At 64.7% G+C, this 26,734-nt stretch carries 29 protein-coding genes; 11 read left to right on the forward strand and 18 right to left on the reverse strand.

Annotation, left to right across the window (positions count from 1 at the left end):
- Positions 1-165: 165 nt before the first annotated feature.
- The 10 genes from XI02_RS31325 to XI02_RS31370 all read right to left on the reverse strand — a co-directional run bounded on the left by XI02_RS31325 (position 166) and on the right by XI02_RS31370 (position 10,754).
- On the reverse strand, positions 166-1,725 hold the full coding sequence (locus XI02_RS31325) for a 2-isopropylmalate synthase (RefSeq protein ID WP_069277921.1): 1,560 nt from the start codon (positions 1,723-1,725) through the stop codon (positions 166-168).
- A gap of 502 nt (positions 1,726-2,227) precedes the next feature.
- Positions 2,228-3,175 carry a polyphosphate kinase 2 family protein gene (locus XI02_RS31330; RefSeq protein ID WP_172647483.1) on the reverse strand — a complete coding sequence of 316 codons (948 nt, stop codon included), beginning with the start codon at positions 3,173-3,175 and terminating at the stop codon, positions 2,228-2,230.
- Positions 3,141-4,151 (reverse strand): branched-chain amino acid ABC transporter permease, encoded by a 1,011-nt coding sequence (locus tag XI02_RS31335; protein ID WP_172647482.1) that lies wholly within the window; start codon positions 4,149-4,151, stop codon positions 3,141-3,143. The genes XI02_RS31330 and XI02_RS31335 overlap by 35 nt, the downstream gene beginning before the upstream one ends.
- Positions 4,148-5,029, reverse strand: a complete 882-nt coding sequence (locus tag XI02_RS31340; RefSeq protein ID WP_018272975.1) for a branched-chain amino acid ABC transporter permease — start codon at positions 5,027-5,029, stop codon at positions 4,148-4,150. The genes XI02_RS31335 and XI02_RS31340 overlap by 4 nt, the downstream gene beginning before the upstream one ends.
- Positions 5,030-5,242: 213 nt before the next feature.
- Positions 5,243-5,947 carry an ABC transporter ATP-binding protein gene (locus tag XI02_RS31345; protein ID WP_026193121.1) on the reverse strand — a complete coding sequence of 235 codons (705 nt, stop codon included), beginning with the start codon at positions 5,945-5,947 and terminating at the stop codon, positions 5,243-5,245.
- Positions 5,948-5,951: 4 nt separating this feature from the next.
- Positions 5,952-6,725: an ABC transporter ATP-binding protein gene (locus XI02_RS31350; protein ID WP_172647481.1), complete on the reverse strand. Its 774-nt coding sequence runs from the start codon at positions 6,723-6,725 to the stop codon at positions 5,952-5,954.
- 22 nt (positions 6,726-6,747) lie between these two features.
- Positions 6,748-8,058, reverse strand: a complete 1,311-nt coding sequence (locus XI02_RS31355) for an ABC transporter substrate-binding protein (protein ID WP_069277924.1) — start codon at positions 8,056-8,058, stop codon at positions 6,748-6,750.
- A gap of 176 nt (positions 8,059-8,234) precedes the next feature.
- Positions 8,235-8,999 (reverse strand): substrate-binding domain-containing protein, encoded by a 765-nt coding sequence (locus XI02_RS31360; protein WP_172647480.1) that lies wholly within the window; start codon positions 8,997-8,999, stop codon positions 8,235-8,237.
- A 15-nt stretch (positions 9,000-9,014) separates the two neighbouring features.
- A complete protein-coding gene (locus XI02_RS31365) occupies positions 9,015-9,716 on the reverse strand; it encodes an NUDIX hydrolase (RefSeq protein WP_016844314.1) in 702 nt (233 codons plus the stop codon).
- A gap of 12 nt (positions 9,717-9,728) precedes the next feature.
- Positions 9,729-10,754 carry an ABC transporter substrate-binding protein gene (locus XI02_RS31370; protein ID WP_172647479.1) on the reverse strand — a complete coding sequence of 342 codons (1,026 nt, stop codon included), beginning with the start codon at positions 10,752-10,754 and terminating at the stop codon, positions 9,729-9,731.
- 16 nt (positions 10,755-10,770) lie between these two features.
- Here XI02_RS31370 and XI02_RS46070 point away from each other — a divergent pair, with 16 nt between their 5' ends.
- Both XI02_RS46070 and XI02_RS31375 read left to right on the forward strand, forming a co-directional pair.
- A complete protein-coding gene (locus XI02_RS46070; protein ID WP_256438771.1) occupies positions 10,771-10,902 on the forward strand; it encodes a hypothetical protein in 132 nt (43 codons plus the stop codon).
- Positions 10,903-11,263: 361 nt separating this feature from the next.
- Positions 11,264-12,589, forward strand: a complete 1,326-nt coding sequence (locus XI02_RS31375) for a 4Fe-4S binding protein (RefSeq protein WP_016844311.1) — start codon at positions 11,264-11,266, stop codon at positions 12,587-12,589.
- 100 nt (positions 12,590-12,689) lie between these two features.
- Here the strand turns inward: XI02_RS31375 and XI02_RS31380 are convergent, their stop codons facing one another.
- Positions 12,690-13,574 (reverse strand): SDR family oxidoreductase, encoded by an 885-nt coding sequence (locus XI02_RS31380; RefSeq protein ID WP_172647478.1) that lies wholly within the window; start codon positions 13,572-13,574, stop codon positions 12,690-12,692.
- 92 nt (positions 13,575-13,666) lie between these two features.
- Between XI02_RS31380 and XI02_RS31385 the strand changes: the two genes are divergently transcribed.
- A complete protein-coding gene (locus XI02_RS31385) occupies positions 13,667-14,509 on the forward strand; it encodes a helix-turn-helix transcriptional regulator (protein WP_016844309.1) in 843 nt (280 codons plus the stop codon).
- 128 nt (positions 14,510-14,637) lie between these two features.
- Here XI02_RS31385 and XI02_RS31390 read toward each other — a convergent pair whose 3' ends face one another.
- Together XI02_RS31390 and XI02_RS31395 are read right to left on the reverse strand one after the other, a co-directional pair.
- On the reverse strand, positions 14,638-15,423 hold the full coding sequence (locus tag XI02_RS31390; protein WP_069277931.1) for an ABC transporter permease: 786 nt from the start codon (positions 15,421-15,423) through the stop codon (positions 14,638-14,640).
- Positions 15,423-16,238: an ABC transporter ATP-binding protein gene (locus tag XI02_RS31395; protein ID WP_172649122.1), complete on the reverse strand. Its 816-nt coding sequence runs from the start codon at positions 16,236-16,238 to the stop codon at positions 15,423-15,425. The genes XI02_RS31390 and XI02_RS31395 overlap by 1 nt, the downstream gene beginning before the upstream one ends.
- Positions 16,239-16,436: 198 nt before the next feature.
- Between XI02_RS31395 and XI02_RS31400 the strand changes: the two genes are divergently transcribed.
- Positions 16,437-17,360 carry a ketopantoate reductase family protein gene (locus XI02_RS31400; protein ID WP_244981070.1) on the forward strand — a complete coding sequence of 308 codons (924 nt, stop codon included), beginning with the start codon at positions 16,437-16,439 and terminating at the stop codon, positions 17,358-17,360.
- On the opposite strand, the gene XI02_RS31405 is transcribed toward XI02_RS31400, so the two are convergent.
- Positions 17,336-18,133, reverse strand: coding sequence for an IclR family transcriptional regulator (locus tag XI02_RS31405; protein WP_016844305.1), 798 nt, complete (start codon positions 18,131-18,133; stop codon positions 17,336-17,338). The two genes, XI02_RS31400 and XI02_RS31405, sit on opposite strands and share 25 nt — an antisense overlap.
- 130 nt (positions 18,134-18,263) lie before the next feature.
- On the opposite strand from XI02_RS31405, the gene XI02_RS31410 reads away from it, so the two are divergent.
- Genes XI02_RS31410 through XI02_RS31440 form a run of 7 tightly spaced genes read left to right on the forward strand, consistent with a single transcriptional unit; the run spans position 18,264 to position 24,200 of the window.
- Positions 18,264-19,499 (forward strand): ABC transporter substrate-binding protein, encoded by a 1,236-nt coding sequence (locus tag XI02_RS31410; protein ID WP_172647477.1) that lies wholly within the window; start codon positions 18,264-18,266, stop codon positions 19,497-19,499.
- A gap of 56 nt (positions 19,500-19,555) precedes the next feature.
- The gene (locus XI02_RS31415; protein ID WP_018272981.1) at positions 19,556-20,905 is read left to right on the forward strand and encodes an aromatic ring-hydroxylating dioxygenase subunit alpha; all 1,350 of its coding nucleotides are present in this window, start codon (positions 19,556-19,558) and stop codon (positions 20,903-20,905) included.
- Positions 20,902-21,708, forward strand: a complete 807-nt coding sequence (locus tag XI02_RS31420; RefSeq protein WP_172647476.1) for an SDR family NAD(P)-dependent oxidoreductase — start codon at positions 20,902-20,904, stop codon at positions 21,706-21,708. Before XI02_RS31415 ends, XI02_RS31420 begins: the two co-directional genes overlap by 4 nt.
- A gap of 31 nt (positions 21,709-21,739) precedes the next feature.
- Positions 21,740-22,333, forward strand: coding sequence for a 3-phenylpropionate/cinnamic acid dioxygenase subunit beta (locus XI02_RS31425; RefSeq protein WP_172647475.1), 594 nt, complete (start codon positions 21,740-21,742; stop codon positions 22,331-22,333).
- 55 nt (positions 22,334-22,388) lie between these two features.
- On the forward strand, positions 22,389-22,571 hold the full coding sequence (locus XI02_RS31430; RefSeq protein WP_035632139.1) for a hypothetical protein: 183 nt from the start codon (positions 22,389-22,391) through the stop codon (positions 22,569-22,571).
- Positions 22,572-22,594: 23 nt separating this feature from the next.
- Positions 22,595-22,990, forward strand: coding sequence for a hypothetical protein (locus XI02_RS31435; RefSeq protein WP_069280631.1), 396 nt, complete (start codon positions 22,595-22,597; stop codon positions 22,988-22,990).
- 10 nt (positions 22,991-23,000) lie between these two features.
- Positions 23,001-24,200 (forward strand): FAD-dependent monooxygenase, encoded by a 1,200-nt coding sequence (locus XI02_RS31440; RefSeq protein ID WP_172647474.1) that lies wholly within the window; start codon positions 23,001-23,003, stop codon positions 24,198-24,200.
- A 24-nt stretch (positions 24,201-24,224) separates the two neighbouring features.
- Here XI02_RS31440 and XI02_RS31445 read toward each other — a convergent pair whose 3' ends face one another.
- The 4 genes from XI02_RS31445 to XI02_RS31460 form a co-directional block, all read right to left on the reverse strand.
- Positions 24,225-24,497, reverse strand: a complete 273-nt coding sequence (locus XI02_RS31445) for a DUF3551 domain-containing protein (protein WP_069277938.1) — start codon at positions 24,495-24,497, stop codon at positions 24,225-24,227.
- A 115-nt stretch (positions 24,498-24,612) separates the two neighbouring features.
- Positions 24,613-24,885 carry a DUF3551 domain-containing protein gene (locus XI02_RS31450; protein WP_018272985.1) on the reverse strand — a complete coding sequence of 91 codons (273 nt, stop codon included), beginning with the start codon at positions 24,883-24,885 and terminating at the stop codon, positions 24,613-24,615.
- A 39-nt stretch (positions 24,886-24,924) separates the two neighbouring features.
- A complete protein-coding gene (locus XI02_RS31455) occupies positions 24,925-25,596 on the reverse strand; it encodes a hypothetical protein (RefSeq protein WP_244981068.1) in 672 nt (223 codons plus the stop codon).
- 150 nt (positions 25,597-25,746) lie between these two features.
- Positions 25,747-26,583, reverse strand: coding sequence for a hypothetical protein (locus tag XI02_RS31460; protein WP_026193124.1), 837 nt, complete (start codon positions 26,581-26,583; stop codon positions 25,747-25,749).
- Between the last annotated feature and the right edge of the window lie 151 nt (positions 26,584-26,734).

Raw genomic sequence — 26,734 nt, forward strand, 5'->3', positions numbered from 1 at the left:
TTTATCCCAACCAGTCACCTGCAGCTGTCATTACGAGCGCAATTCCTCACCGTCGCCCTTCGAGGTTCGCTTCGCTCGCACCTCAGACGGGTCTAAATGTGGGCGTTCAAACAAAAACGCGGCGCCGAGGCGCCGCGTTTCAACTTTGTCGGTCGACCTCTCTCGTCAGCCCGCGGCCTTGGCCGGCACGTCGCGCTGGCGCTTCATCACGATCTTGTTCAGCGCGCCGAGATAGGCCTTTGCGGAGGCCACCAGCGTGTCCGGATCGGCGGCGCGGGCGGTCATCGAGCGACCTTCATGGGCCAGACGCACCGAGACTTCGGCCTGCGCGTCGGTGCCCTCGGTCACCGCGTGCACCTGATAGAGCTCCAGCTTGGCCTCGTGCGGCACCAGGCGCTTGATGCAGTTGAAGACGGCGTCGACCGGGCCGTTGCCTTCGGCCTCCTCGATCTTGATCTGGCCGTCGACGTCGAGCTTCATGGTCGCGCGCTGCGGGCCATGGGTGCCGGCGATCACAGTCAGCGAGGTCAGCTTGATGCGGTCGTGGGCGGCCGCCATCTCCTGGTCGACCAGCGCCTCGATGTCCTCGTCGTAGATGTCCTTCTTGCGGTCGGCCAGCGCCTTCATCCGCGTAAAGGCATCCTCCAGCTGGTTGGCGCCGAGCTTGTAGCCCATCTCCTCCAGCTTGTGGATGAAGGCGTGGCGGCCGGAATGCTTGCCGAGCACCAGCGAGGACTGCTTCAGGCCGACCATCTCGGGCCGCATGATCTCGTAGGTCGAGGCGTCCTTCAACACGCCGTCCTGATGGATGCCGCTCTCATGCGCGAACGCGTTACGGCCGACGATCGCCTTGTTGTACTGCACCGGGAACGAGGTGGCAGCGGACACCACCTTCGAGGCGCGGGTGAGCTGCGTGGTGTCGATCTTGTTCCAGAACGGAAACTTGTCGTTCCGCACATTGATCGCCATCACGATCTCTTCCAGCGCGGCATTGCCGGCGCGCTCGCCGATGCCGTTGACGGTGCACTCGACCTGCCGCGCGCCACCGACGACGCCGGCCAGCGAGTTCGCGACCGCCATGCCGAGGTCGTTGTGGCAGTGCACCGAGAAGATCGCCTTGTCGGAGTTCGGCACGCGCTCGATCAGCGTCCGCATGAAGTGGGTGTATTCCTCCGGCACCGTGTAGCCGACGGTGTCGGGGATGTTCACCGTGGTGGCACCGGCCTTGATCACCGCCTCGACGATCCGGCACAGATAGTCCATCTCGCTGCGGGTGCCGTCCTCGGCCGACCATTCGACGTCGTCGATCTGGTTGCGGGCGCGGGCGACCATCGCGACCGAGGTCTCGATGACTTCCTCGGGGGTCTTGTTCAACTTCACCCGCATATGCAGCGGCGAGGTCGCGATCACGGTGTGGACGCGGCCGCGGCGGGCGAACTTCACGGCTTCGGCGCAGCGGTCGATGTCGGCCGGATGGGCGCGCGACAGGCCCGCGATGACCGCGTTCTTGGAGCGGCGGGCGATCTCGCTGACCGCCTGGAAATCGCCTTCCGAGGTGATCGGAAAGCCGGCCTCGATGACGTCGACGCCCATGTCGTCCAGCAGCTCGGCGACCTCGAGCTTCTCCTCGAAGGTCATGGTGGCGCCGGGGCACTGCTCGCCGTCGCGCAAGGTGGTGTCGAAAATGATGACGCGGTCCTTCTCGGACTTGTTCGCGGTGGCCATGTCAGAAATTCCTTTAAGCTTTGCGCCCGTCATGATTCAGGGCGATTATCAGGGTCCGGTGATCTCGTACAAACCCCTGAGTGCCCAGGCGCAGACGCCCAGCCGGCCCTCAGGGGCAGGTAAGAAGCAGGCCGCCAATAAGCAGGGTGGGCGCCGCAGCCGGGATCGTGGCGGTAGCTTGGGCCACCTCCCCCGAAATCCCATCAATTTGGCCGCGAATCAGCATTGCCAGACCCTGTTGAGCGCCGAAATCCTCGGACAAAACCATTGACGGTTGGTTGCCGGGACGCGCTGTGCGCCGTCGTTCTAGACGATTATGGCAAGCCGCCGCAATGGGTAAAGATGGTCAGGTGGGTTGACCTAACCCACGGGCAGCCGCCACCGTAAGGGGCGCACCGTGGAAGGGTTCCCTCCCCCCTTGCGGGGGAGGAGCCTGACCAGTGTGATCACCTTACGCAGTTGACCACGAGCGATAGAAGAACGCGGCGCGACTGCTTCGCACCTACTTCTTCGCCACCATCTTCGCCTTCTCGCCCGCCCCGCCCTCGCCTTCCGCCTCCAGCGCCGCGCGGACGCGCTTGAATTCGCTCAAGTCGGCCTTGTCGACCTCGGGGAATTTCAGATCGAGCTTGTCGAGCGCGTTGACGATGGTCGAGCCGATCACGACGCGGGCGAACCATTTGTGGTCGGCGGGCACGATGTGCCAGGGCGCCTCTTTGGTTGCGGTGTGATGGATCATGTCCTGGTAGGCGGCCTGATATTTGGCCCACAGCTTGCGCTCGGCGACGTCGGCCATCGAGAACTTCCAGTTCTTGGCCGGTTCCTCCAGCCGGTCGAGGAAGCGCTGGCGCTGCTCCTCCTTGGAGACGTTGAGGAAGAATTTCAGGATCACGGTGCCGTTGCGCGACAGATAGCGCTCGATCGCCGCAATGTCCTCGAAGCGCTCGCGCCAGATGTCCTTGGTGACAAGGCGCTTCGGAATCTTCTGCTTGTCGAGCACCTCGGGATGCACCCGCACCACCAGGCACTCCTCGTAATAGGAGCGGTTGAAAATGCCGATGCGGCCGCGCTCCGGCAGCGCGATCATCGCGCGCCACATGAAGTCGTGGTCGAGCTCCCTGGTCGAGGGCTGCTTGAAGGAGGAAACCTCGCAGCCCTGCGGATTGACGCCCTCGAACACGCTCTTGATCGCGGAATCCTTGCCGGCGGCATCCATGCCCTGGAAGATCAGCAGCAGCGACCAGCGGTCCTGGGCGTAGAGCTTCTCCTGGAAATCGTTGAGCCGCCTGCGGTTGGCCTCGATGATCCTGCCGCCGGCGTCCTTGTCGATGCCGCCCTTCTCGGCGGTCGGATACGATTTGAGGTGAAATTCGCCCGACCCGTCGAAGCGGAACGGCGCGACGAAGGGCTTCAGTTCATCGGCGAGCGATGGGGACGGTTTGTTGCTCATGGCTTCTCGACGGCTTGCGGGGCGATTTGATCCAGTCGATCACGCTACCAAGAATGCCCTTGGGCAGGAAGATGATGAACAACACCAGCAGCACGCCATAGACCAGATTGTCCCAGCCGACCGCCTTGGTGCCGAAAGAGATGCGCAGCACCTCGGCCAGCACGATGGTGATGACGGCACCGACCGTCGGCCCCAGCGCGACATAGACGCCGCCGACGATCGCCGCGAACACCATCTGCAAGGAGACCGCGATGCCGCTCACCGTGTCGGGCGAAATGAACATCTGGTACTGGCAGTAGAGCGCGCCCGACAGCGCAGTCATCAGCGCGCTGATCAGGGTGATCTTGAGCTTCTCGGCGGTGACGTTGACGCCGGCCGCGGCGGCGGCATCCTCGTCCTCCGAGATCGCCTCCATGGCATGGCGGATCATGCTGCGATCGATCGCCCGCCAGATCACGAGGCCCAAGACCCAGGCCGCGAGCGCGATCAGATACCAGGTGGTCTTGTCGTCGAATTGCAGCGCGAGCAGCCCCTTGCCGCTGGGGGCGCGCTGCGGCGTGTAGCCGAGCGAGCCGCCGGTATAGTCGCGGGTCGCGGTGATGACCTGCAGCACGATGCCCGACAGCGCCAGCGTCACCAGCACGAAATAATGCCCGGTGATGCGGAAGCGAAAGCAGGGATAGGCGACGACGAGCGCGAGCACGCCGGCGGTCGCCATGCTGAGTGGAATGCCGATCCAGGGCGACACGCCGAGATGGTTCCACAGCAGCGCGGTGATGTAGGCGCCGATGCCCATAAAGCCGCCATGGCCGAGCGAGACGAGGCCGAAGCGCCCCATGATCGACCATGAGGTGTAGGCGAACGACCAGATCAGGATCAGCACCAGCACGTGCAGATGATAGGGATCGCGATGCACGAAAGGCACCGCGACGAGCGCGATCAGCGCGATGATCCAGCCGGCGGCTTGCCTGTTCACGAGCGCCTCGCCAGGAGGCCCGCGGGCCGGATGAACATCATGACGATGAAGAAGGCAAAGGCCAGCACGTAACCCCATTCCAGATCGGAGAACAGGCCGCCGAGCGAGATGATCTCGGCGAACACGAAAGCGGCGATGAAGCCGCCGATGAAATTGCCGAGCCCGCCGAGCACGCAGATCAGGAAGGTGATCGGCCCAAACGACAGGCCGACGAACGGATGCACGTCATATTGCAGCACCAACAGGCAGGCGGCGAGGCCGGCGAGCCCGCCGCCGATCGCCGAGGTGACGAGATAGATGCGCTTGGGATCGACACCCATCAGCGGCATGATCTGGCGGTCCTGCGCGATGGCGCGGATCGCGGTGCCAGTGAAGGTGCGGGTCAGGAACAGATAGACGCCGATCATGCCGAGCAGCGCGGCGGCGAACGACAGCAATCGCGCGTAGCTGAAATTCATCTCGCCGAGCGCAAGCACCGGCAGGCGGATGCCGAGATTGCGGAAGTCGATGCCGAAGGCGACGGTGGCAAAGCTCTGCAGGATGAACAGCACGCCGCCGGTGGCGAGCAGCTGGTTGATCGGCGGCGCGGTCAGCAGCGGGGCGATCACGAAGAAATGCAGCGCGCCGCCGAGCAGCGCCACCAGCAGGATGACCAGAGGCGCGGCGGCCCAGTATGGCAGGCCGTAGTACTGCACGAGATAGTACATGCCGTACATGCCGATCATCACGAGCTCGGCGTAGCAGATCCAGGTGACGTCGATGACGCCGAAGATCAGGTTGAGCCCGAGCGCGAGCAGCGCCAGCACGCCGCCGAGCAGGATACCGTTGATGACGGCCTCCAGCAGGTAGATGTCGAAGATGTCGAGGAAGGATTGCATGGTGGCTCTGCCCCCTAGACCGTGACGTCACTCGTTCCCGTCATCCTGAGGAGCCGCGAAGCGGCGTCTCGAAGGATGTACGGCCCGGCTGGTGGCCGTCGATCCTTCGAGACGCGGCTAACGCCGCTCCTCCAGCGACAACGGCGGAGCCGTTGCGCGGGGATGACGGGAAACGGGGTGAACACGCCTGCCAGATGTGATGTCATCATCCCCTCACACACCCAAATACGCCTGCTTGATGGTGTCGCTCGCCGCCAGCTCCGCAGCTGATCCGGCGGCGCGGATGCTGCCGGCTTCCAGCAGATAGGCGCGGTCGACCACGCGCAGCACCTGCTGCACGTTCTGCTCGACGATCAGGACCGTCAGCCCGCTTGAGCGGATGCGCTTGACCAGCTCGAACACCTGCTGCACCACAACCGGCGCGAGCCCGGCCGACGGCTCGTCGAGCAGCAGCAGTTTCGGGTTCGACATCAGCGCACGGCCGATCGCGCACATCTGCTGCTCGCCGCCCGACATCGTCCCGGCCATCTGGTGCTGGCGCTCCTTCATGCGCGGAAACAGCTCGAACACGAACTCCAGCCGCTCGGCGTAACGCGCGCGGGCACCGGGCATGTAGGCGCCCATCTTCAGGTTGTCGCCGACGGTGAGCCGCGGAAACAGCCGGCGATTTTCCGGCACATGCGCGATCCCGAGGCTGACTATGCGATGCGGGGGCGTCGCGACGACGTCGGTGCCCTCCATCGCGATCGTGCCTCTGATCGGGCGGATCAACCCGGAGATCACCCGCATCAAGGTAGTCTTGCCGGCGCCGTTCGGGCCGATCACGCCGACCGCCTCGCCCGCCTTGACGTCGAGGCTGACGTCGAACAGCGCCTGGAAGCTGCCATAGCCCGCGTCGATCGATTTCAATTCCAGCATGCGCTCACGCCCCGATCCGGCGCCGCGCCTGGGCTGCCGCCGCGGCCGCGAGGCTCGCATCCGCATCGGTGCCCAGATAGACCTCGATCACTTTTGCGTCGCCGGCGACATCGGCCGGCAGGCCCTCGGCGATCTTCTCGCCGTGATCGAGCACCATCACGCGATCGACCACGCGCATCAATACGCCCATGATGTGCTCGACCCAGATGATGGTGATGCCGAGCTCGTCGCGGATCCGGCGCAGCATGTCGGCGGCCTGGTCCATCTCGGCCTCGTCGAGGCCGCCAAGGCTCTCGTCCGCGAGCAACAGTTTCGGGCCGGTGGCGAGTGCCTTGGCGAGTTCGAGCTTCTTCAGGCCCGCGGCGCCCAGGCCCTCGACGCTGGCGTTGCGATCGGTCGGCAGACCGACCATCGCGAGCGCCCGCTCGGCCGCCTCCTCGGCCTTGCCGCGGCTGTGGCGGCCCTGGCCGTAGAAGCCGGCGAGCACGACGTTCTCGAAGATGCTGAGGCGATGGAACGGCCGCGGGATCTGGAAGGTACGGCCGACGCCACGGTTGATGATCCGGTGCGGGGCGAGCCCCGCGATCTCGTGGCCGTCGAACAGGATCGAGCCGGAGGTCGGCGGCAAGGTGCCCGACAGCATGTTGAAGATCGTGCTCTTGCCGGAGCCGTTCGGGCCGATCAGACCGAGGATCTCGCCCTGCTCGACGCGGAACGACACGTTGTTGACGGCACGAAAGCCGCCAAACCGCTTGACCAGGCCTTCGACGGCGAGCACGGCAGTTCCCTTCGCGAGCGAGCTATTTGTAGCTGTAGGTGGTGCCGGCCGGCAACGGCAGCTCGGTCTCGCGCTGCATCTGGCTCTTCGGCCACACCACATAGGACTTGTCGTCGATATATTGCAGCACCACCGGGAACGAGCGCGCGTTCTGCCCGGCATACTGCTCTCCCTCGCCGTAGAACTTCACGCCGTAGCCGAGCATGGTGCCGCCCTCGGGTATGTCGGTGTCGAGCGCGGCCTTGCGCAGCGCATCCGGATCGACGCCGCCATACTTCTTGATCGCGCGCGGCAAGACGTCGTCGAGGAAGACATAAGCGTTGGCCGCGCCGATGCCGACATGGGCGGAACGGATCGGCACGCCGGGCTTCAGCCGGTCAAACTCCTCGCCGACCATCTTGATGACCGGCGGCAGCTTCGGATCCATGTTCTTCTGGTTGGCAAGCCAGATCGAGATCGGGTCGGTGTTGAAGAGATAGTTGGCGTCGGCGCCGAGGCCTTCCTTCAGCTTCTCGTAGACGCCGTAGCCCGCGCCGTGGCCGACGATGGCGCCGAACTTCAGCCCCTGCTCGCGAGCCTGGCGGAACAACAGGGTAATGTCCGGATTGTAGCCAGTATGGAAGATCACGTCGGGCTTGGCGCGCTTCAGCTTCGTGACCAGCGCCGACAAATCGGGCGCGGTCGCCGAATAGCCCTCCTTGAGCACGATGTTGAAGCCGGCTTTCTTGGCGCCGGCCTCATTGCCCTTGGCGACGTCGACGCCATAGGCGCCGTCCTCATGGATGATGGCGACGCGGAGGTCCTTCGGCTCCTTGCCGAACTTGGACATGGAGTATTGCGCGATGAAATCGGTCGTCATCATGCCGTACTGGTTGCCGGCAGCCTGCGGACGGAACACGTATTTGTAGTTCTTGCCGTCGAACACGCCGGAGGAAATGCAGGTCGTGATCCACATGAACTTCTTCATCTGCTCGACCCGCGCCGACACCGGCACGCATTGCGCCGAGGAGAAGAAGCCCATCACCATGTCGACCTTTTCCTGCTCGAGCAGGCGGACGGCCTCGTTGATCGCGATGTCGGGCTTGCTCTGCGCGTCGGCATAGACGGCCTCGACCTTGTAACCCTCGACGCCGGTCTTGGCGTAATGGTCGAGCATGATCTTGACGCCGGTATATTGCAGCTCGGAGCCGCCGCCGGCCAGCGGGCCGGTCAAATCGAAGATCACGCCGATCCTGATCTTCTTGTCCTGCGCATGCGCTGCATTGGCCACACCGAGCGCCGCAAGCGCGACGGATAGACCCGCAAGCCAGCGGGCAGCCCTCCTGACCGGCATGAATCCCTCCCCAGAGATTGTGCACTGCATTTTTTGTTGTCGTGCCGCCCTATCACAGGGGGAGCGGCCGATGATGTCAAGCGCGATGGCTGCGTCCGCACCGCGCAGGCTTGCGCAAAGTTTCGGCGGAATGGTGCCGACGCGCGATGCTGGGGCGTGCGGTTGGCGGCGGCAATTTATCCGCGGGGCCGTTCCATGCCGGCCCGTTTGATGGCCGCGAGCAAAATATCGCTGTCCGAGACAAGAAAATCGATCAGGCGCTTGGCTGCTTTCGGCGCTAACGCGTCGCTGACGATCGCGGCCGTGAAGGTCTGCACCAGCTGGAGATCTGGCGGCAGCAGACCGACAACTTCGATGCCGCTCTCCTGAACCAGTTCGCTGGTCGGACCGATCGAGAGATTTGCCTTGCCTGCTCTAAGCGCTTCGGCCGCCTCGGTTCCGCGCGCCTCGAGGGTGAGCCTGACCGTGTCCGGCAAGTTCAACCTGGGGAAAACCTTGTCGCGGACGTACTGCCCGCTCGTGCTGCTCGGCGCCACCACCTCGCCGGCGTCGATCAAGGCTTTCCTGAGCGCGATATCATTGCCGATGTCCGGCCTGGAAGAGCCCGCCCGAACCGCCGCGGCCAAAGGTGCCGTCGCCAGTCCGGCCTCCGATCCGGCACGAATCCGGCCGTCTTCGTTGAGCTTGTGAAGTCCCTCGCGCGAAAGGATAACCACGTCCGCTTTGGTGCCGTTCGCAAGCTGGTGCCTGATCGTCTTCGGACCGGTGCCCTCGGACGCACCCGATCCAGTCTCCACGCTGATGCCCGTGCTTCGCTCGAATTCAGGCAGCACGTCGCGGTAGACCGCGGCGAATCCACCCGAAATGATGACCTTGATCGTTTGGGGGCCATCGGCGGTTGCCGGTGTCAATGCAGCGGCAGCGGTGGCTTGCTCGGTCATTGCGCATTCCTTTGCCTACGCCGGCAGCTGCGTCTCGATGAACGCGGTGACGAAACGCGGCATTGCGGGAGTGAGATCGGCGCGACTGCGCACCAGATGGATGCCGGCGAGTTCGGGGTCTTCCTGCTGCGCCAAATTGGCCTCGATGCGAGCACGCAGCGCGTCGCCGGGCATATCGACGCGCAGGATCTGCATCATCGCGAGCGCAACGCCGGTGTAGATGCAGTGCCAGTCAGCGTCGCCGCGGCAATCCGACGGCAACAGTCCCGTCTCCTCCTCGAGTTCGCGCATCACGCTGCCGGCGATATCCACCGTCTCGCCCCTGATGTCGTCGAGGTCGGGCGTCCCTGACGGGAAATAGATACGTCCGGCATTCGCGGTCTGCTCGCCCATCACCCCGCACACGAAGGCGCCGTCGCTCGCGAGCAGCGCGCCCATGCCGAAACCGTTGAACACCTCGCGGTCCGGAAAGCCCCAGTCGCGCCAGGCGAGGAAGCTCGCGAAATCGGTCTCGAAATAGCTCGCGCTGAGCCGCTCGCCGGCGAACACCGGATCGCGCCCGAGCAGGACGCGGCCGTTCCACAGGTTCGGGTTCAGCCGCTGCTGCTCGGCGAAATGCGCATCGATCTCGGCACGCCGCTGGTCCGCGAACGGCCACGGACGCCGCTGCAAGGCAAGGTCGAGCGCGGTGACACGACAAATGAGCGGAGACTGCATATCCGTACGCGTTTACTTTCCGCTTCCGGTCGTCTTCTTGACCTGATCGACGAACTTGTTGGTGTAGGTCTTGGTGACGTCGATGCCGGCCTTCGCGACCTCCGGCGAGCCCTCGCTGAACACCGCGAGCACAGCCTCCGCACCCTTGGGATCCATCTTGCCGGTCTCCGAATACATCGGGATCGTGTTCTTCAGCGCCGCGAGATACTGCGCCCTGTCCTTGCCGACGATCTCGTCCGGCATCTTGGCCATGATGTCTTCCGCGCTGTGAGAATGGATCCAGGCCAGCGTCGCCATGATCGCATTGGTCAGCGCCTGCACCTCCTTCTCGTGGCCGTTGACCCAGGCCGCGGTCGAATACAGGGCCCCGCCGGGATATTCGCCGCCGAACACCGCTAGCGTGTCGTGCTGGGTGCGGGTGTCGCTGAGGATCTTGAGGTCCTTGTAGCTGCCCTGCAGCACGGTGACGGCAGGATCGAGCATCACAGCAGCGTCGATCTGGCCCTGCTCCATCGCCGCAACCGCCGTGGCGCCGAGGCCGACACCGATCACGGCGGTGCCGGCCGGATCGAGGCCGTTCTTCTTGAGCAGATACTTCAGGAAAAAGTCGGTCGAGGAGCCCGGCGCGCTGACGCCCACCTTCTTGCCGGCGAGATCCTTGATCGAGTTGATCTCGCCGGTGTGCTTCGGCGAAACAACGAGCACGAGGCCGGGATAGCGGTCATAGACCACGAAGGCCTGCAGCTCCTGCTTCTTGGCCGCGAGATTGACGCAGTGATCGAAATAGCCGGACACGACGTCGGCGCTGCCGCCGAGCACGGCCTTGAGCGCGTCCGAGCCGCCCTTGAGGTCAACCAGTTCGACCGCAAGCCCGGCCTTGTCGTATTCGCCGAGCTGCTTGGCCAGCACGGTGGGCAGATAGCACAGGCAAGCGCCGCCCCCGACCGCGATGGTGATCTTGCTTTGCGCCGCGGCAAGGCCCGTGGACAGGGTCAGCGCCAGCAGCGTTCCGGCAAGCTTGCCAAGCCATTTTTTCATGACGTCCTCCGTTCGATTGGCCGGCAAGATAGAGGAGCCGGGAGGCCTTGAGAAGGCGACTTTCCGACAGCTGGACGGCCGCGCCATCAAGGCCATCGCGATCAAGACGCCGCCGCAGGCGCCGGATGATACCAAACTGCTGGACTGACGACCGGTCCGTTCGCCGTCATCGCGACGCGCGTACCGTCACCCCCGCGCAAAGGCTTCGCCTTTGTCGCTGGAGGAGGCCGCGAAGCGGCCGTCTCGAAGGGGCGATGGCCCGAGTGTGGCCGTCCATCCTTCGAAACGCGTGGAGCCTGTCATCGGGCCGCGCTTCGCGCGGACCCGTTGGCGCTCCTCAGGATGACGGAGCTGACATCATTACCCGCGTGCAAAGCGTTGTCCGAGCATTACGCGAATCCATCATTTGGGTGGCAGCTCAATTACATGACGCTTGACATATAATTCACTTGCCTCGAGTTCACCCACTCCATAGTATTATTATCGTCATTTTATGGAAAGCCGGAACCATGAGCCTGGACGATCACCCCACGGTCAGGGCTGTGCGCGCGCGCAGCAGCGAACCGGTCCGCGACGTCCCAGTTTCATCGGAGCTGATCAAGGATATCGCGCGCAGATGTGGAGCCGATGATGTCGGCATCATCGAGTTCGAACGGGCCGCCATCGCGTCGCAGCGGGACTTCATTCGCAAGGTCTATAGCCGGACCCGCTCCCTGCTCGCGATCGTCTGCCACATGAACCGCGAGCCGGTGCGCTCGCCCTCGCGCTCGGTCGCCAACGAGGAATTCCACAGCACTTACGATCACGTCAACGAAACCGCGCGTGCCATCGTTCGCGCGCTCGACGAGCACGGCATCCCGGCCTGCAACTCGGTTGCCGCGTTCCCGATGGAGATGGACCTGCCCAGGATCATGATGGTCCAGCACAAGCCGATCGCGGTAGAAGCCGGTCTCGGCCGCATGGGAATCCATCGCAGCGTCATCCACCCGAAATTCGGCAGCTTCGTCCTGCTCGGCACCATCCTGCTCGGCTGCGAGGTCGACGCCCATGACCACCCGATCGACTACAATCCGTGCCTGGAGTGCAAATTGTGCGTCGCCGCCTGCCCGGTCGGCGCCATCAAGCCGGACGGCGGCTTCGATTTCCTGTCCTGCCACACCCACAATTATCACGACTTTCTCGGCAACTTCACGCAGTGGGTGGAGAAGGTCGCGGATGCAAAGGACGCCAGGGATTATCGCGCCCGCGTTCCCCGCACCGAGACGCTGAACATCTGGCAATCGCTGTCGTTCAAGCCTGGCTACAAGGCGGCCTATTGCATTTCGGCTTGCCCGGCCGGCGAAGACGTGATCGGCCCCTTCCTGCACGATCGCGACGCCCATTTCGCCGATGTGGTGCAGCCGCTGATCGACAAGGACGAGTTCGTCTACGTGATCCCGGATACCGACGCCGAGGACACCGTGACCCGGCGCTTTCCACACAAGAAGCTTCAGCATGTCACGTCCGGCCGCCATACCGGCAGCCTGCAGGCCTATATCTTTTCGCTCTCGCTCGGATTCCAGCGCGGCAGGGCGCGAGGTCTGGATTTTGTGACGCATCTGCGCTTCACCGGTGCAAGCGCGCTGGATATGACCGTTGCGATCAAGGGCAAGGACCTCCAGGTCGTGCCGGGACGGCATGTCGGTGAAGCCGCTCTGACCATCACCGCCGACACCCAGGCCTGGCTGCGCGTGCAGAACCGCGACCTCGAATTGGCCGACGCGGTTACCCACGAGCTGGTGAGCTACAGCGATGAGACACTGTTTGCGGCCTACATGCGATGCTTCCCGCTGTGATCGGCTGCGTAGGCTGGGTGAGCGAAGCGCATCCCACCAACTGTGCCCACCCGCGGAGAAAATGGTGAGTTACGCCTTCGGCTAACCCACCTTACGCATCCTACTGCGCGGAATAGACCAGCTGTTCGAGATCGGCAATCAACCCTGGCCCGGTCGGCTGCCATCCAAGCTTCCTGCGCGTCTGCTCGCTGGAAGCCGCCGTGTCGTATGCCGCGAACGTGCCGAGCCAGCCAAAGAAGGCCGGCGCCTCTTGCGGGGCGATGGATTTGACCGGCAGCTTCAGGCGCCGTCCGATCGTTTCGGCAATATCGCGCATCGAGACCCCCTCTTCCGCGACGGCGTGATACCTCGCGTTCGGCTCAGCCTGTTCGATGGCCAGCCGGTAGAGGCGCGCCACGTCGAGAACATGCGCTGCCGGCCAGCGATTTTGCCCGTCGCCGAGATAGGCGCACGCGCCCTTTTCGCGGTACACCGCGATCAAGGGGGTGATGAGACCCTGCCTGACAGGATCGTGGACCTGGGGAAGACGCATGGCCGACGCGCGGACACCCTTCAGCGACAGGGCCGTCTGTTCCGACACGCGGGGAAATGGGAAATCCGGCGATATCGTTTGGTTCTCGGTTGCGATCTGGCCGGGCTTGGCCAACCCCGCCAAGCCCCCGGTTACGATCAATGGCCTGTCCGATCCAGCCAGAACAGAGCCCAGGGCTTCGATGGCGCGGCGGTCGATCTCGCAACTCTTCGCGAAATTGGACCAGTCGTGAACGAAGCCCAGGTGAATGACAGCATCCGAAGCGCTTGCCCCCTTGCGCAAGCTATCAAGGTCCTCGAGCGAGCCGCGAAGAGCCTCCGCACCGACGGCAGAAATCGCGTTCGCCCCCTCGTCCGAACGGGTCATGCCAAGAACCTGATGTCCGGCGGCGATCAGGTCCTTGACGACGGGAGTGCCGATGAATCCGGTGGCACCAGTGACGAACACACGCATGAGGAAGTCTCCAGGTTTCGTTGGAGACAAATCTGGCCCTGCACGCTATCCTGTTAAAGTAGTGACCTTATCATGGTATAATAGCTAACAGGATGAGCGAACCGCTCGCGCAAGAGAACCTGCTCGGCGCCTACCTGAAGGACCGCCGCAGCAAGCTCGATCCGGCCGTGTTCGGCTTTCCGCCGGAGCGGCGGCGCACGCCGGGCCTGCGCCGCGAAGAGGTGGCGCAGCGCGCCAACATCAGCGCGACCTGGTACACCTGGCTCGAACAGGGCCGCGGCGGCGCGCCCTCGGCCGATGTGCTCGACCGCATCGCGCGTGCGCTGATGCTGACCGATGTCGAGCGCGAGCATCTGTTCCTGCTCGGCCTCGGCCGCACGCCCGAGGTGCGCTACCAGAAGAGCGAAGGCGTCACGCCCCGGCTCCAGCGCGTGCTCGACGCGCTGGAACCGCGCCCCGCCGTGCTACGCACCGCGACCTGGGATATCGTCGCCTGGAACCGGGCCTCGACCGTGATGCTGACGGACTACGGATCGCTGCCGCCGCGCGAGCGCAACGTGCTGCGCTTCATGTTCCTCGATCCGCGCGTCCGCGCCGCGCAACACGACTGGGCCAGTGTGGCGCGCTTCGTGGTCGGCGCCTTCAGGGTCGACGCAGCGCGTGCCGGCGCCGCTGCCGAGGTGCAACCGTTCGTCGACGAGCTCTGCCGGCTCAGTCCGGAATTCGCGGCGCTGTGGCGCGACAACGACGTGCGAACGCACGGCGAAGGCGTCAAGCAGCTCCGGCATCCGATCCTGGGCCCGGTCAAGTTCGAATATTCGGCGTTCGCGGTCGACGGCCGGCCCGACCTCAGCATGATCGTCTACAATCCGATCGACCCGGAGGTGACGGAGAAGATCCGCGGCTTGATCGAGGCCGCGCCGGAAGTGCCCTAACTAAAGCGCGATGTGATTAGGTTGAATCGTCATCGCGCTCTAGCTCTTTGTTTGAGCATGATCTCCGCGCAAACGCTTCCCGCGTTTGTCGCGCGGGAAAACCGCTTCGCACTTTTCCGGATCATGCTTTAGTCCCGCGTCACGGCCGTCGGCCGCCACACCAGCAGCCGGTTTTCGACCATCGTCACGCCCATGTCGATCAGGATGACGAAGGCCGACAGAACGAACATGCCGGCGAACACGCCGGCGACGTCGAACACACCCTCGGCCTGCTGGATCAGATAGCCGAGGCCGGCGGCGGAGCCGAGATATTCGCCGACCACCGCGCCGACCACCGCAAAGCCGACCGAGGTGTGCAGCGAGGAGAACATCCAGGACAGCGCCGAGGGCCAGTAGACGTGGCGCATCAGCTGCCGCTCGTTCATGCCGAGCATGCGGCCATTGTCGAGCACCGTGGTCGGCACTTCCTTGACGCCCTGATAGACGTTGAAGAACACGATGAAGAACACCAGGGTCACGCCGAGCGCGACCTTGGACCAGACGCCAAGCCCGAACCACAGCGCGAAGATCGGCGCCAGCACCACGCGCGGCAGTGCGTTGACCATCTTCACATAGGGATCGAACACCGCGGCGACGCGCGGTTGCCGCGCGAACCAGAAGCCGACCAGAATGCCGCCGGCCGAGCCGATCACGAAGGCGAGGATGGATTCCCACAGCGTGATCGCGAGATGCTTCCAGATCACCCCGGTCGAGAACCACTTTACAATCTGGCTGAAGACGTCGACCGGATTGGAGAAGAAGAACGGCGGCAGCAGCACCTTGCCGAACACCGGCACAGTGGAGAAGAGCTGCCACAGTACCAGTGTGACGACGGCGACCAGAACCTGCAGGGACAACAACGCGATGCGCGACATCAGGCAGCTCCCGCCTGCGTCGACTGCACATAGCCCTTCATCACCTCGTCCTTCAGCACGCCCCAGATCTCGCGGTGCAGGGCATGGAAATCCTTCTCCATCCGGATCTCGGCGATGTCGCGCGGTCGCGGCAGCGTGATGCGCCAGTCGCCGATGATGCGCGCGCTGGGGCCGGCCGACATGATCACGACACGATCGGCCAGCGCGATCGCCTCCTCGAGATCATGGGTCACGAACAGCACCGCCTTGCGGTCGGCGCTCCACAATTCCAAGAGCAGATTGCCCATGATCTGCCGGGTCTGGGCGTCCAGCGGACCGAACGGCTCGTCCATCAGGAGGATCTTCGGATCGCGGATCAGGACCTGCGCCAGCGCAACACGCTTGCGCTGGCCGCCCGACAGCATGTGCGGATACCGATTGGCGAAGGCGCCAAGCCCGACCGAGGTCAGCCATTTCTGCGCGCGCGCGAGCGCATCGGCGCGCGGCGTGCCTGATATCTCGAGCCCGATCGCGACATTGTCGATCGCGGTCTTCCAGGGGAACAGCGCATCGGCCTGGAACAGGTAGCCGGCATCGCGGTTGAGGCCGCTCAGCGGCTTGTCGAAGATCCTTGCCGTTCCGGCCGCGGGCTTGAGCAGCCCGGCCGTGACGTTAAGCAGCGTCGACTTCCCGCATCCGGTCGGCCCGACAATGGCGACGAACTCGCCATGATCAACCGAAAGATTGGCCTGCTCGACCGCGGTATAGACGCGTCCATCCGCCAACCGAAACGCCACCGTCGCATTGTCAAGCGCGACCGCCGTCGGCTCCGTCATCGCCACGCATTCCTCCCGAACTTTCCGAAATGGCTTAGCGGTTCGGGCGGGCAAGTCAACGCAGGAAGATGGCGTAACAAACAAGGCCGCGGTCACGTGATTTTCAGACAGGCTGGGCTGCGCAATAGCGCAACCGGGTTGCGCATTGCGCCGACATCGTCGAGGCTGCGGTCCAAAGCGACGGACAAGGAGACAATCATGCGGATCGCAGTGGTGGGCGCCGGAGGCGTCGGGGGCGGCTTTGGTGCGGCGCTCGCGCATGCCGGCGCCGACGTCACCTTTATCGCGCGCGGCGCTCATTTGGCCGCCATGCGCAGCGAGGGGCTGAAGGTTCAGGGCGGCCGCGGCGAAACCCATCTGGTCCCGACCCAGGCGACCGACGATCCGGCAAGCGTCGGCCCGGTCGATATCGTGCTGTTCTGCGTCAAGCTGTGGGACGTCGAAAGCGCCGGCCAACACATCAGGCCGATGGTCGGCCCCGACACCGCGGTGATCCCGCTGCAGAACGGCATCGACGCGCCCGACAGGCTGGTCTCGATCCTGGGACGCAACGCCGTGATGGGCGGCGTGGCGCAGATCTCGGCGTCGATCATCAAGCCCGGTGTCATCAACCAGGTCGGCACCTTCATGCGCATGATCTTCGGTGAGCTCGACGGCCGCATCACGCCGCGCGGCAAGGCGCTGCTCGATCTCTGCCTGAAGGCCGGCTTCGACGCGACCTTGAGCGAGCAGATCAACACCGAGCTCTGGATGAAGTTCGTCGGCCTCGCCACCAATGCCGGCATGACCGCGGTCACGCGGCTGCCGATCGGCAAGCTGCGCGACGATCCCGACTTGCGGCCGCTCTTCGTATCGGCCTGCGAGGAGATCATCGCGATCGCGCACGCCAGCGGCATCAAGCTGCCGCCGGATGCGCTGACGAAAGTGCTCGACTTCATCGGACACGCGCCGCCGGCGATGAAGGCCTCGATGGCGCTCGATCTCGAGCGCGGCAACCGGCTCGAACTGCCGTGGCTGAACGGCAAGGTGGTCGAGCTCGGCCGCAAGCTCGGCGTCCCGACGCCGACGCACGACATGCTTTATGCGGTGTTGAAGCCCTATGCGATGGGCGCACCGTCCTGATAGCCCAGCAGAACCGAGATCTGCCGGCCGGCCTCGCGCACCAGCTTTGAATATTCCAGTAGCTTCCGCTCGTCGATGCGCGCGCTCGGTCCGTAGAGGCCGACCGAACCGACGACCTCGCCGCGGTGATCGAAACACGGCGCGGAGACGGCGACCGCGCCGGCGAAGATCTCGCCATGGCTGGTCGCATAGCCGTTGCGCCGCGCAAAGCTCAGCGCGTCCTCGAGCCGCGCACGATCCGCGCTCTTTGCAATGCTGGCAAGAAGCGCCCCCTGCCGCTTCGGGTCCATGAAGGCCAACATCGCCTTGCCGGTCGATCCCTGGATCAGGCTCAGACTGTGGCCGACGCCGCGGCTGATCGAGAGCACGTGACGGCTCTCGCATTCGAGGATGCAGATGCCGCGATCGTCTTGCTCGCGGAACAACGCTGCGGTCTCGCCGGTCGCCTCGCGCAGGCCCTCGACGACCGGGCGCGCGATCGCGACCACTTCGAGGCCGTTCAGCCAGACATGGGCCAGCTTCATCACGCCGTGCGACAGCCGGAAGCGCTGCGGGTCGCCTTCGGCCTGGATCAGGTCGCGCTGCGCCAGCGTCTGCAGCAGGCGATAGAGCGTCGGCCGGCTCAGCCCGACCCGCTTCTGGATCTCGATCACGCTCATCGCCGGCTGATCCGGCGTGAAGCATTGCAGGATCGCGATGGCGCGGTCGACCGCGCGCACGCCTGACGCCCCCTGCTCCGCGTCGTGAACTTCCGCCTTCGGTTTCTTTGCCATCCGTCCACATCCGCAAATTCGGCGGGGCGCGCTGCATCCAGCGCGCTTGACCGATCGGCTCGCGCGGATACTATCGCAAATTATGAGAATAATGTCCACTAGATGGACATATGAAAAATCGACGGGAGGATTGGAATTGCCGCAGACAGACGCCTCGCGCAGATGGGCCGCCGCCGCGATCGCCACGCTGATGCTCGCGACGCCGCTGGCGCACGCCGCACCCGACGGCTCAGGCATCTCGGACGGCGTGGTGCGGATTGCGACGCTGGGTGACTACGGCAGCGGCCGCGATCTCGGTGGGCCGGGCTCGGTGACCGCCGCCAAGCTTGCCGCTGAGGATTTTCACAACAAGGTGCTGGGCAAGCCGATCGAGATCATCTCGGCGGATCACCAGAACAAGCCCGACGTCGCGGTCGGGATCGCGCGGCAATGGTTCGACGTCGAGCATGTCGACGCGGTGACCGATCTTGCGGTGAGTTCGGTCGGCCTCGCCGTCGCCGGCCTTGCGACGCAGAGCAACCGCACCGCGCTGGTCTCGGGCGCCGCGACATCGGACCTCACCGGCGACAAATGCTCGCCCGTCGTCACGCATTGGGCCGACGACACCTACGCGCTGTCGGCCGGCCTGGTCGGCGAGCTGGGCCGCCGCGTCGGCAAGGAATGGTTCTTTGTCGCGGTCGACTATTCGTTCGGCAGCGCGATGGTGAAGGACGCTTCGCGCGCCGTCACCGATGCCGGCGGCAAGGTGCTCGGCGCGGTGCGCTATCCCTTCAACACCACCGACTTCTCATCCTTTTTGCTGGCCGCGCAGAGCTCCGGCGCCAAGGTGGTGGCGCTGGCCGGCACCGGCGCCGACACCGTCAACGCGGTGAAGCAGACCCACGAATTCGGCCTGCAACAAGGCGGGCAGACCATCGTCGGCATGCTGACCTTCATCTCCGACGTCCATTCGATCGGCCTGCGCGACGCGCAAGGCATGTACATCGCGTCCCAATATTACTGGGATGACGACGACGGCACCCGCGCCTTCGCCAAGCGCTTCATCGAGATCGAGAAGCGCGAACCGACCAAGCTGCAGGCCGCGACCTACGCCGCCGTGCGCCATTATCTGAAGGCGATCGAGGCCGGCGGCAGCGACGAGGCCAAGGCGGTCAATGCCGAGATGCGCAAGCTGCCGGTCGATTTCTTCGGCCGCCCCGCGCACATCCGGAAAGATGGCCGCGTCGTCTACGACCTCTCGCTCTACCGCGTGAAGAAGCCGGACGAGAGCAAATATCCCTGGGACTACTACCAGAAGATCGCGGCCATTCCCGGCGACAAGGCGTTCCGCCCCGAGGGAACCGGCGGCTGCAAGCTCGACAAGTAGGACGCACCATCATTCGCCGCGACTGACCGTCGCGCAGGCGAGACAAGGAGGAGCCGATGCCGCTTCGCAACGATTTCGATCAGCTTGTTGACGTCAAGGGTGGCTTCATCAGCCGCGAGATCTTCGTGGACGCCGATATCTATCGGCAGGAGCTCGACAAGGTCTTCACCCGCGCCTGGCTGCTGGTCGGCCACGAAAGCCTGGTGCCCAATCCCGGCGACTTCTACACATCGCGGATGGGCGAGGAATCCGTGATCCTCTGCCGCGACAAGAAGGGCGAGATCCACGTCTTCCTGAATTCGTGCCGGCACCGCGGCATGAAGGTGTGCCGCTACGAGCAGGGCAACACGTCGTTGTTCACCTGCCCCTATCACAGCTGGACCTATACCACCGACGGCAAGCTGCAGGGCGTTCCGCTGCACCGGACGCTGTATGACGGGGTGCTCGACCGCGATGCCAACTCGCTGGTCTCGGTGGCGAAGCTCTGCAACTACAAGGGCTCGATCTGGGCGACCTGGGACAAGGACGCGCCCGACTTCATCACCTATCTCGGCGATGCCAAGGTCCATCTCGACCAGGCGCTCGACTGCCGCGACGGCCGCGAGGGCGGCTCCGAAGTGATCGGCGTCCACAAATGGGTGTTCCCCGCCAACTGGAAATTCGCGGCCGAGAATTTCCTCGGCGACACCTATCACAACCCAAGCCATCGCTCGGTCGACCTGATCGGCATCGGGCCGAGCGCCGCCGCCGGCAAGAAGGGCCGCCGCGACGACGAGCTGGAGAAGGCGCAGCACGTCTGGATCAGCTTTCCGGAAGGCCATGGCGTGCACAGCGCGATCCAGCCGGAGGCCAACGAATACATCGAGTCCTTCCTCGACAACCCGATCCTCGAAAAATACTTCCGGCACTGTTTCGAGGAGCGCAAGCGGCGGCTCGGCGAAGGAGCGCGGCTGCTGCCGTTCGTCGGCACGATCTTCCCCAACACGTCCTATCATGGTCGTCAGCCGCGGGGGCTTTGCGCCTGGCATCCGCACAGCCCGACCTCGACCGAAGGCTGGCGCTTCTTCCTGGTCGACAAGGACGCGCCGAAGGAAGCCAAGGAATATCTGCGCCGTTACTACATGCGCTACTCCGGCCCGGCCGGCATGACCGAGCAGGACGACATGGAGAACTGGCTCTATGCGACCGCGGCCAGCACCGGCACGGTGGCGCGGCGCTATCCGTTCAACTATCAGCAGTCGATGGGCGCCTACGTCACCGATCATCCGCTCGGCGGCGATGTCTCGACCCAAGTCACCGAGCAGATCGCGCGCGGCTTCTACCGCCGCTGGACCACCTACATGCAGGGCGGCGACTGGCACGAGTTGCTCGGATCACCCGCCGGCAACCGGCAGGCCGCAGAATGACCTCGCCCGCAAAAACCGTCCTCGTCAGCGGGGGCACCTTCGGCATCGGCCGCGCGATCACGCTCGGCCTCGCGCGGCGCGGCCATGCGGTGGTCGCCTTCGGTCTCGAAGCGGCGCAGGTCTCGAGTACCGCGGAGAACGCCATTCCGGCCATGCGCGAACAGCTTGATCGCGAAGGGCTCTCCGCCGAACTGATGGAAGCCGATGTGTCGCAAGCGAATGACGTCGCCAGGGTGGTCGCGCACGCGATGGCGCGGTTCGGCCGCATCGACGGCGTCGTCAACAACGCCGCGATCGGTCCGCTCGGCACCGTGCTCGACACCGACGAGGCGCTGTTCGACCGGATCATCGCCGTCAATCTGAAGGGACCGTATCTGACCAGCCGCGCCGCGATCCCGCACATGATCGCGCAGGGCGGCGGCTCGATCGTCAACATCGGCTCCGGCGCCGGCTGGGGCAAGCCGAACATGGCGGTCTACAGCGCGAGCAAGGGCGGCGTTGTCGCGCTGAGCGCGGCGATGGCCTACGATTTCTTTCACCAGCGCATCCGCGTCAACACCGTGATTCCCGGCGGTGGCGGCATCGTCAGCGGCATGAGCCTCGGCCGTGTCGGCGGCGATGCGGCGCGTTTCGGCAAGGGCGCGCCGGGCACCGCCGCGGGCCGGGTCGCCGCCGGTGACGACATCGCCAATGTGGTGGCCTTTCTGCTGTCGCCGGAAGCGGAAACGCTGTCCGGCACCGTGATCGATGTCGGCTGCTTCGCCCAGCAGGGCGGACCGATTCCACCCCAGCCGGCGCTCTGAAAACCGTGCGATGCCTGATGAGGAGATAGCAATGACGACGACCGTTCAGGATCAGGACAAACAACAACACGCCGGCAACGCTGCGATCGAGCGATCGGCGGCCTACTACCGGCTGAAGGCCAATATCGAGGATTTCTACTATCGCGAGGCCGATTTGCTCGACGACCGGTGCTTCCGCGACTGGCTCGAGTTACTCACCGACGACATCAGCTATTTCATGCCGATCCGCCGCAACGTGAAGTTCGGCCAGCAGGCCGCGCGCGAGAACACCAAACGCGGCGAAGGCATCAGCTGGTTCGACGAGGACAAATGGACATTGACCAAGCGGGTCGAGCAGATCCTGACCGGCGTGCACTATGCCGAGGAGCCGCTGTCGCGCATCACGCACATGGTCAGCAATGTGCAGATCAAGGGCGCGCGGCCGGGTGTCGGCGCAGTGCGCGAGCTCGACGTCACCAGCCGCTTCCTCGTCTACCAGAACCGCGTCGAGTACGAGACCTACATCTTCGTCGGCCGCCGCAACGACACGCTGCGCCTGACCGACAATGGCTGGAAGATCGCGCGGCGCGAGATATTGCTTGAACAGAACATCCTGCTGGCCAAAAATCTCACCACGTTCTTCTAAGCGAGGGCCAACTCCGGGCGAGGTCAGGGTAGCAAGGGTAGCGATGATTGACGTGATGGCGATCAAGGTGGGGACGCGGCTGAAACTGGAGGCCGGCGTCGTCGCCGAAGTGGTGGAAAACATGGACGACGGCCAGTGGCTGCAGGTGCGCTATCTGGAGTGCCCTGCCCGGCCCGCCGACGTCGGCACCGTGGAGCTGTGCCACGCCCAGGACGTCATCAAGGTGCTCAGCGAGTAGTCCCAGCCAACGGACCGACAATCATGCTGCGATTTGAATACATGCCGAGCGATTTTCATCCGCTGTTCCTGTTCCTCGGCGAGGCGGCGGATCTCGCCGCGCTGGCAAGGCTGCTGCGGCGCTTTGCCGAGAACCCGCAGAGCATTGCCGTGGCGGAGCGGATTCCCGGCGCCATCTCGCGCGACGCGCTGGTGCTGGCGCCCGCCGACGACGAATTCGGCATGCGCGATCTCGGCGGCCGGTTTGCCTGGAAGCTAACCGATTGGCAGGCGGAGCGGATTGCCGAGCGCATCGAGCTGTTGACCCCTGAGGATAACAAGTCCGGTTCGGAGATCGTCGAGATCGGCAGCGACGGCGAGATCCCGGTCAAGCTGTCGCGCGGCGAATTCACCGACGACTTCCTGATCACGCGCAGATAGCGGTGTTCGCGTGAGTACACACCGCAAGCCAACGGTCCTGATTGCCGGCGCCGGGATCGGCGGTCTCGTCGCCGGATTGTCGCTGCTGCAGCGTGGTATCGAAGTCGAGATCTTCGAGCAGGCGTCCGAGCTGCGCGAGCTCGGCGCCGGTGTCCAGCTCAGCGCCAACGGCACCAGCGTCCTGATCGCGCTCGGGCTCGAGCAGGAGATGCAGGCCATCGCCTGCGAGCCCTCGGGCAAGGAGATCAGGCTGTTCAGCACCGGGCGGACCTGGAAACTGTTCGACCTCGGCGCCTCCTCGCGCGCGATCTATGGCGCGCCCTACTGGATGGTGCATCGCGGCGACTTTCACCGCGTGCTGGTCGACGCATTCAAGGTCCGGGCGCCGGGGCGGCTGCATCTTGGCAGCCGCTGCACCGGATTTGGCCAGGACGGCGACGGCATCTGGCTGCACCTTGCCAATGGCGAGCGTCGGCGCGGCGACGTCGTGGTCGGCGCCGACGGCGTGCACTCCGAAATTCGCCGGCAGATCGGCGGCGACACCAAGCCGTTCTTCTCGGGCGTGGCCGCCTGGCGCGGGCTGGTGCCGATGGAACGGCTACCGGCGAGCCTGCAACGCGACGTTGGCACCAACTGGATCGGCCCGGGCGGCCACGTCATCACCTATCCCGTGTGCCGTGGCGAGCTGTTGAACTTCGTCGGTATCTTCGAGGGTGAGAGCTGGTCGGTCGAGTCGTGGACCGAACGTGGCACGCGCGAGGCCTGCAGCGGAGCCTTTGCCGGATGGAATCCGCAGATCCACACCATTATCGCGAGCCTTGATATTCCCTACAAATGGGCGCTGCTCGGTCGCGACCCGCTCGATCGCTTCGTCGTCCGGCGCGCCTGCCTGCTCGGCGACGCCGCGCATCCGACGTTGCCGTTCCTGGCGCAAGGCGCCAACATGGCGATCGAGGATGGCATGGTGCTGGCGCGCTGCCTCGAACGCTTCCCGCCCGAGGAAGCGCTGCAGCGCTATCAGGCCGCGCGGCTGACGCGGACCAATACGATCGTGATGAAGTCGGCCGAGAATGCCAGGCGCTTCCACAATCCGGCACTCGCCGATGCCGAAGGCGCCGATGCCTACGTCTCGCGCGAATGGCAGCCGGACCGGGTGCGCGAGCGCTATGATTGGCTGTTCACCTACGATGCCTTGCGTGTGCCGCTTTGACGGGACGAGTTTCGCGGGCCCGCCTCACTGAACGGGATGGCGTCCGCGGCGCGCCGGACGTTCCGGGGGTGGTGGCGGAGGTGCGAAGAAGGGATTGACGATGCACATCGCAGAGAGACCCGATGCGGTCGCCTGACACTGCGGGATCGAGGTGTAGCTGCAATCGATGTGGTCTCCGGCCATCGGCCCGTTATAGAGATGCAAACAGACCGGATAGTTCGGATCATAGGCCTGTCCGGCGGCAGGTCGGGCCAGCGCGACCGCGAACGCAGCGATCGCGAAAAGTTTCAGGCGCATCGGATTCTCCTTATTGCTCGGACCGTTTCCTCACAACTGCCGGAGTTAGTCAACCGCACTGGGGACACGACGGCCATACAGTCTTGAGCGACGGCAGGCGGCAAGCCTGAGCGCGCTAGTTGGCGGACCGGCGTTGTCGCTGCCCCCGTTGCTTTGGCGGCTTTTTCGGACCTTTGTAGAACGGATTGACCGAACACGTCGCGGAGCGCCCCGAGGCCGTCGCCTGACACTGCGGAAGCGACGTGTAGCTGCAATCGATATACTCGGGCGTCAGCCTCCCGCCATAGACTTCCAGGCACACCGGATAGTTCGGATCGTACATCTGTGCGGCGGCCGGCCCGGCGATGCAAACGCCGACGGCGGCGATGATGGTGAGTTTCAAACGCATCAAATTCTCCTCAAGCCTCGTCCGGAACGCGGGGCGCGGCTATCGTTGCTCGTCGGCCGGCTTGCCGTCGCCCTCACCGAGGCAGCGGATCATGAAGGCCGTCGTGTCCCGCGGCAGCACTTGAGCGGCGCGCGCCTTGAGACGGCATTCGAGCTGCGCGATCTGGCGTGCCCGCTGCCGTTCGGAGGGCAGCGTCGATTGCCGCAACCGCCGCAACGTCATCGGCGAGCCGTCCGATTCGAAACTCAGCTCGTATTTCTTGCCGTTCTGGTCGGTGGCGGCGCAGGTGATGGTGGACACCTGTCGCGTGATGAAGCTTCCGACCTGACGGCACGAGCCTGTCGACATCTCGACCAGCGGCACCGGCAGGCCATCCACCCGCGGGCGGTCGCTGGACTTCAGCAACATGCGGTCGACCGCGAGCTCGAACAGATTGTCCTGGGTGCGCTCGGTGCTCTCGCCGGAGAACGAGATGATGTGGCTCTTGTCGGAGGGATCGTCGAGCACCACGGTGAATTCGGAACGGCCGCGCAGGGTGTGGAAATAGGCGACTGCCTTGCAGGTGTAGCTGCGGCCCGCAACGGTGACATTGCGGCAGGTGCCGGACATCAACGCGTACAGGTCGACGTCGTAGACCGGACCGGCGGCAACGGCGAGCGCCGGCCAGCAGAGGACGGCAGCCGCAATCAATTGAGCGAAACGGGAGATCATGCTGAACGGTCGAAAACGCGGTCGCTGGAGGGGTCCATGGCCCAAAGTCGCTGATTTCCACGAAACGTGCAACGACGAAGCAGGCCCAAATGTGGACACTCCGCGAACGGCTGGGGAACGCAGCGCAATCCGTGCTGAAAGGCCGCGGCGTCAGATTTGCGGGCCGGACAACGTCACCTCGCGCTCGGCGCGGAACACGTTGCTGTAGAGATTCGCGATCCACTGGCGGCCGCTTGCCGTCATGTTCAGGCAGTTGATGGCGCCCTGAATGTGCGGCGCAACCATGTTCCAGTAGAATTGCGGATAGCGGTCGACGATATCGGCCGGCGACTCATAGCCGAGCTGGCGGTTGATGCCGACCTCCTCGAACTCGTGATAGAGCGCGTTGGCCTTCCTGATGTAGTTGGGATCGCCGAGCTGACCGATGAAATCGGCCGCCCGGACGATCGACGCCTCATCGTCATATTGCTGGCCTTCGGGCGCCGGAAACCGCGTGCCCTCGATGTTGCGCGCGACGCGCTCGCGATCGAGCGGAAGGACAGCCTCGAGCCTGTCGAGCACATACAGCTTCGAGCGGTCGACATGATACGGCATCAGGCCGGCATCCGACGAGCCACGTGGCAGCACCACCTTGTTGCCGGAGGCATCGATGACGTAGCCGTCGGGTCCATCGCCTTTCAAAAGACCGCGCACATAGCCGATGTCGTGGGTCAGGCAGGCGATGATGGTGTGGGTGTAATCCTCGGCGGTGACGTGGGTGTGCAGCGCGCGGCCGCGGATGATGTCATGCCCGGCGAGCGTGACCAGCATCGTGTGCTCGACATTGTGGTAGAGCGCGTCGCTGTTGCCGATGCATTCCAGCGCGATGCGGGCCGCGGCCGGCAGGAGTTCGCCAAAGCGCGCCTGCGAAGCCCCGAAGGTGCGGCTGACATGCGTGGCGAGAAACTTCTCCAAAGCACCTGCCGCCAACTCAGGTAACGTCATCATCGATGCAGCCCCCGACCGCGCAACGTTCCTCGCTCGCCCCGATCTCACGTCGTAGTTGGGCAGCGACTATAGCGTATCTACGGGCGTGCGGCTACGCGCTGACGGGCGTGACGATTCGCTCCGGCCGTACTTTCCCGGTCTTGTCGGCCGT

Source organism: Bradyrhizobium sp. CCBAU 21365, from assembly GCF_015291305.1.
GTDB lineage: Bacteria > Pseudomonadota > Alphaproteobacteria > Rhizobiales > Xanthobacteraceae > Bradyrhizobium > Bradyrhizobium elkanii.

Excerpts from the sequence above, each read along its gene's own strand:
- XI02_RS31360 (WP_172647480.1), bottom strand. The coding sequence starts at position 8,999 with ATGACCGAGCAAGCCACCGCTGCCGCTGCATTGACACCGGCAACCGCC.
- XI02_RS31325 (WP_069277921.1), bottom strand. The coding sequence starts at position 1,725 with ATGGCCACCGCGAACAAGTCCGAGAAGGACCGCGTCATCATTTTCGAC.
- XI02_RS31345 (WP_026193121.1), bottom strand. The coding sequence starts at position 5,947 with ATGCTGGAATTGAAATCGATCGACGCGGGCTATGGCAGCTTCCAGGCG.
- XI02_RS31385 (WP_016844309.1), top strand. The coding sequence starts at position 13,667 with ATGAGCGAACCGCTCGCGCAAGAGAACCTGCTCGGCGCCTACCTGAAG.
- XI02_RS31380 (WP_172647478.1), bottom strand. The coding sequence starts at position 13,574 with ATGCGTGTGTTCGTCACTGGTGCCACCGGATTCATCGGCACTCCCGTC.
- XI02_RS31455 (WP_244981068.1), bottom strand. The coding sequence starts at position 25,596 with ATGATCTCCCGTTTCGCTCAATTGATTGCGGCTGCCGTCCTCTGCTGG.
- XI02_RS31355 (WP_069277924.1), bottom strand. The coding sequence starts at position 8,058 with ATGCCGGTCAGGAGGGCTGCCCGCTGGCTTGCGGGTCTATCCGTCGCG.
- XI02_RS31390 (WP_069277931.1), bottom strand. The coding sequence starts at position 15,423 with ATGTCGCGCATCGCGTTGTTGTCCCTGCAGGTTCTGGTCGCCGTCGTC.
- XI02_RS31395 (WP_172649122.1), bottom strand. The coding sequence starts at position 16,238 with ATGACGGAGCCGACGGCGGTCGCGCTTGACAATGCGACGGTGGCGTTT.
- XI02_RS31450 (WP_018272985.1), bottom strand. The coding sequence starts at position 24,885 with ATGCGTTTGAAACTCACCATCATCGCCGCCGTCGGCGTTTGCATCGCC.
- XI02_RS31330 (WP_172647483.1), bottom strand. The coding sequence starts at position 3,175 with ATGAGCAACAAACCGTCCCCATCGCTCGCCGATGAACTGAAGCCCTTC.
- XI02_RS31460 (WP_026193124.1), bottom strand. The coding sequence starts at position 26,583 with ATGATGACGTTACCTGAGTTGGCGGCAGGTGCTTTGGAGAAGTTTCTC.
- XI02_RS31435 (WP_069280631.1), top strand. The coding sequence starts at position 22,595 with ATGCTGCGATTTGAATACATGCCGAGCGATTTTCATCCGCTGTTCCTG.
- XI02_RS31415 (WP_018272981.1), top strand. The coding sequence starts at position 19,556 with ATGCCGCTTCGCAACGATTTCGATCAGCTTGTTGACGTCAAGGGTGGC.
- XI02_RS31375 (WP_016844311.1), top strand. The coding sequence starts at position 11,264 with ATGAGCCTGGACGATCACCCCACGGTCAGGGCTGTGCGCGCGCGCAGC.
- XI02_RS31400 (WP_244981070.1), top strand. The coding sequence starts at position 16,437 with ATGCGGATCGCAGTGGTGGGCGCCGGAGGCGTCGGGGGCGGCTTTGGT.
- XI02_RS31365 (WP_016844314.1), bottom strand. The coding sequence starts at position 9,716 with ATGCAGTCTCCGCTCATTTGTCGTGTCACCGCGCTCGACCTTGCCTTG.
- XI02_RS31405 (WP_016844305.1), bottom strand. The coding sequence starts at position 18,133 with ATGGCAAAGAAACCGAAGGCGGAAGTTCACGACGCGGAGCAGGGGGCG.
- XI02_RS31370 (WP_172647479.1), bottom strand. The coding sequence starts at position 10,754 with ATGAAAAAATGGCTTGGCAAGCTTGCCGGAACGCTGCTGGCGCTGACC.
- XI02_RS31445 (WP_069277938.1), bottom strand. The coding sequence starts at position 24,497 with ATGCGCCTGAAACTTTTCGCGATCGCTGCGTTCGCGGTCGCGCTGGCC.
- XI02_RS31420 (WP_172647476.1), top strand. The coding sequence starts at position 20,902 with ATGACCTCGCCCGCAAAAACCGTCCTCGTCAGCGGGGGCACCTTCGGC.
- XI02_RS31430 (WP_035632139.1), top strand. The coding sequence starts at position 22,389 with ATGGCGATCAAGGTGGGGACGCGGCTGAAACTGGAGGCCGGCGTCGTC.
- XI02_RS31425 (WP_172647475.1), top strand. The coding sequence starts at position 21,740 with ATGACGACGACCGTTCAGGATCAGGACAAACAACAACACGCCGGCAAC.
- XI02_RS31340 (WP_018272975.1), bottom strand. The coding sequence starts at position 5,029 with ATGCAATCCTTCCTCGACATCTTCGACATCTACCTGCTGGAGGCCGTC.